Below are 2621 nucleotides of genomic sequence, written 5' to 3'. Positions count from 1 at the left end.
GGTGGACACCACTTTGTCTAATTCGTCAGATTCTGACCAGACGGTTCAGGCTGTACGCTTACTAACAACCACGCCAGCGCCACCTGCATTGGTGTCGCATTAAGGCTTGTTGCAACATCCGACAGTGTGGAGGACTGTAGAGGAGTAAAACCTCCGAGTGGGAAGAACGGCACGTAGGCAATGCCATCGCGGGCCAAAGCATCAATCATTGCGTCATCAGCACGGTGGGCAATGTTATATTCGTTCTGCACACAGACGATTTCGGCAATGTTACGAGCCTCTGCAACCTGCGTCGGTGTGACGTTGCTCAGGCCAATATATTTTACCAGTCCTTGCTGTTGCATCTCTGCCAGTACGGTTAGACTGGCTTCAATCGATCCTTCCGCTGGGCCATGACCATCGCCAAACATAACGCGCAGGTTAACCACATCCAGTACGTCCAGACCGAGATTACGTAGATTATCGTGCACTGCTTTTTGCAGCTCCACTGGCGAAAATGCGGGTAACCAGGAAGCGTCCTCACCACGCCGCGCGCCAATTTTAGTGACAATTGTCAGATCATCAGAATAAGGATGTAGTGCTTCGCGGATAATCTGATTGGTGACGTGCGGACCATAAAAGTCACTGGTATCAATGTGATTAACGCCCAATGCCAGCGCCTCGCGCAGCACGGTAATAGCGACATGGCGATCTCTTGGGGGGCCGAAAACCCCGGGCCCTGCTAGTTGCATCGCGCCATAACCGAGACGGTTAACGGATTTTGTACCGAGAGTAAATGTGTTGCTGCTCATCGCACCCTGCTCTGTAATAAAACGGATTAAGAAAAATCAGTATAGAAATAAAAAGAGATAAATAATGCGAAGGCGTAAACAAGATTACTGAATGAGTTGCTCTGTTGTCCTGAAAAACACCGGGATAAGACGCGTCAAGCGCCGCATCCGGCAATAAAAAACCACAACCTGTATCAACGTAGCGGAACGCCCATCAGGGTGAAAATGGAATCAATGAAGCCCTGTGCGGGCCGCGGGGTCAGCCGGTATACGCGTTTAATCACCAGAACGGTCGTGATGTTGTGCATGGCCTTACAGCAACCACGCAAATGTAAAGCATCACCCTGACATTAAATATCTGAACAGAATTATAATATCTCTTTATTTTAAAAAATCGCAAAATTATTCAACATGCACGTTAAAGTATTTTTAGTATAACGCACATCTACTCCACAAATAATTTCTTGAAATCTTCTTCCGGCAAAAAGTAATTCAGATACTGCTCCACGAAAACACGATTAATTTTATCTGAAACGTCAAAATGTCCCCTGTCCTGTTTCAGTACCCAATCCGTATCGTATCCACGGCTACTGACTGTCACACCAAAAACAGGCACTGGGTTATTTTCAGAGCCATAACTTAAATCACTCAACTGTTTGTTATTGACACGAACAATAAAATACCCTCCTTTCACAAGGACAGGAATTCTCACCAGAGCATTACGATCTATATTCCCATCATAATCAAAGCCATCAAAGCTAAAAAGCGCAAAATATTTATTATAATAATGAGAGTAAAATACGGAGCGATTCATTACTTTTACCTCTCCCCCTCTTTTTATTCCAGGGTAATAATCCTCCGTAGTTCTCCTTGTTCGGTCAATATTGGTAACATCACACTCAGTATGAATTTTTCTCGGCTCCCCCCGAAACAACTCATTGCAAAGATCTGTTCTAAATGCTTCATCTGGAATAAACAATTCAAATATAGTACTCTCATCAATATATTTGGCAACCTGATCCTGTGTAACCTGATTACCACGAAAAAAAAAGAAATTAACAACAACAATGAAAATCGGAATAGCAACAAAAGTACCAAATAAATAACCCAGACTTCTCCCCATACATACTCACCTTTGTTATCCTTGTGATTTGGATATTATTCCAATGAAGTTTTTAGATACCTCAACGTTTTCTTCATCAGACTTGTTTGACCGTGTAAAAATATCTATCTCTTTTTTCTGGTATCTTCATCAACGGCAAAACCAATACCAGTCCCAACAATCCATTCTTGAAATTTTTACCAAAATTTTCCACGAGAATTTTTGTCCATAACCACTCAAATTGTCAAAAACTTTATCGCCATCAGCTATCGTCATTACCCCATTACTCTCTGCCCAAATAATCCCGTCTATACCCGTAATCATTGAAATCGTTTGATTTTTCAGCAACAGGAGATCATGCGTAAGCGTACAGCCTGAACCGTCTGGTCAGAATCTGACGAATTAGACAAAGTGGTGTCCACCAAATAAGTAGTGGGAACCAAAGTGTCAGATATGCAGAAAAATGTGACTCCCGGCAGGCGAAAAGGCTGCCCTAATTATCCTCCCGAATTTAAACAGCAGCTCGTTGCTGCCTCCTGTGAACCCGGGATATCCATCTCAAAACTTGCTCTTGAAAATGGCATTAACGCCAATCTGTGTAAGCGGCTCGTCAGAACCGTATTGATATTTACTGAGAGCTCAGATCAACTTTCCAGGGCAACAGATCGCGTACCCGGTTTGCCGGCCAGTCCTGGATATGTTCAATGACGTAGCGCAGCCACTTTTCTGGCTCCACATTGTTCAGACGG

The 2621-nt window shown here is 43.7% G+C and carries 2 protein-coding genes and 3 pseudogenes; 1 reads left to right on the top strand and 4 read right to left on the bottom strand.

Features of this window, described 5'->3' with window-relative positions; translation table 11 throughout:
• Window positions 1-62 precede the first annotated feature (62 nt).
• From pdxI to A7090_RS21760, 3 genes and pseudogenes are all read right to left on the bottom strand, one after another.
• A pseudogene (gene pdxI, locus A7090_RS21770) lies at window positions 63-791 on the bottom strand (pyridoxine 4-dehydrogenase); the annotation flags it as partial.
• Window positions 792-967: 176 nt separating this feature from the next.
• Window positions 968-1069 (bottom strand): annotated as a pseudogene (locus A7090_RS21765) (IS5/IS1182 family transposase); the annotation flags it as partial.
• A gap of 146 nt (window positions 1070-1215) precedes the next feature.
• Entirely contained in the window at window positions 1216-1893 is a 678-nt protein-coding gene (locus A7090_RS21760; protein WP_105275484.1) for a hypothetical protein, read from the bottom strand.
• Window positions 1894-2325: 432 nt separating this feature from the next.
• Between A7090_RS21760 and A7090_RS27095 the strand changes: the two are divergent.
• Window positions 2326-2484 (top strand): annotated as a pseudogene (locus A7090_RS27095) (transposase); the annotation flags it as partial.
• Window positions 2485-2500: 16 nt separating this feature from the next.
• Here A7090_RS27095 and A7090_RS26805 read toward each other — a convergent pair.
• On the bottom strand, window positions 2501-2621 hold a 121-nt coding region (locus A7090_RS26805; protein WP_001521491.1), incomplete at its 5' end, for an IS66 family transposase.

The organism is Escherichia sp. MOD1-EC7003 (assembly GCF_002965065.1).
Classification (GTDB): domain Bacteria; phylum Pseudomonadota; class Gammaproteobacteria; order Enterobacterales; family Enterobacteriaceae; genus Escherichia.
This window is presented reverse-complemented; position numbering and strand designations above follow the sequence as displayed.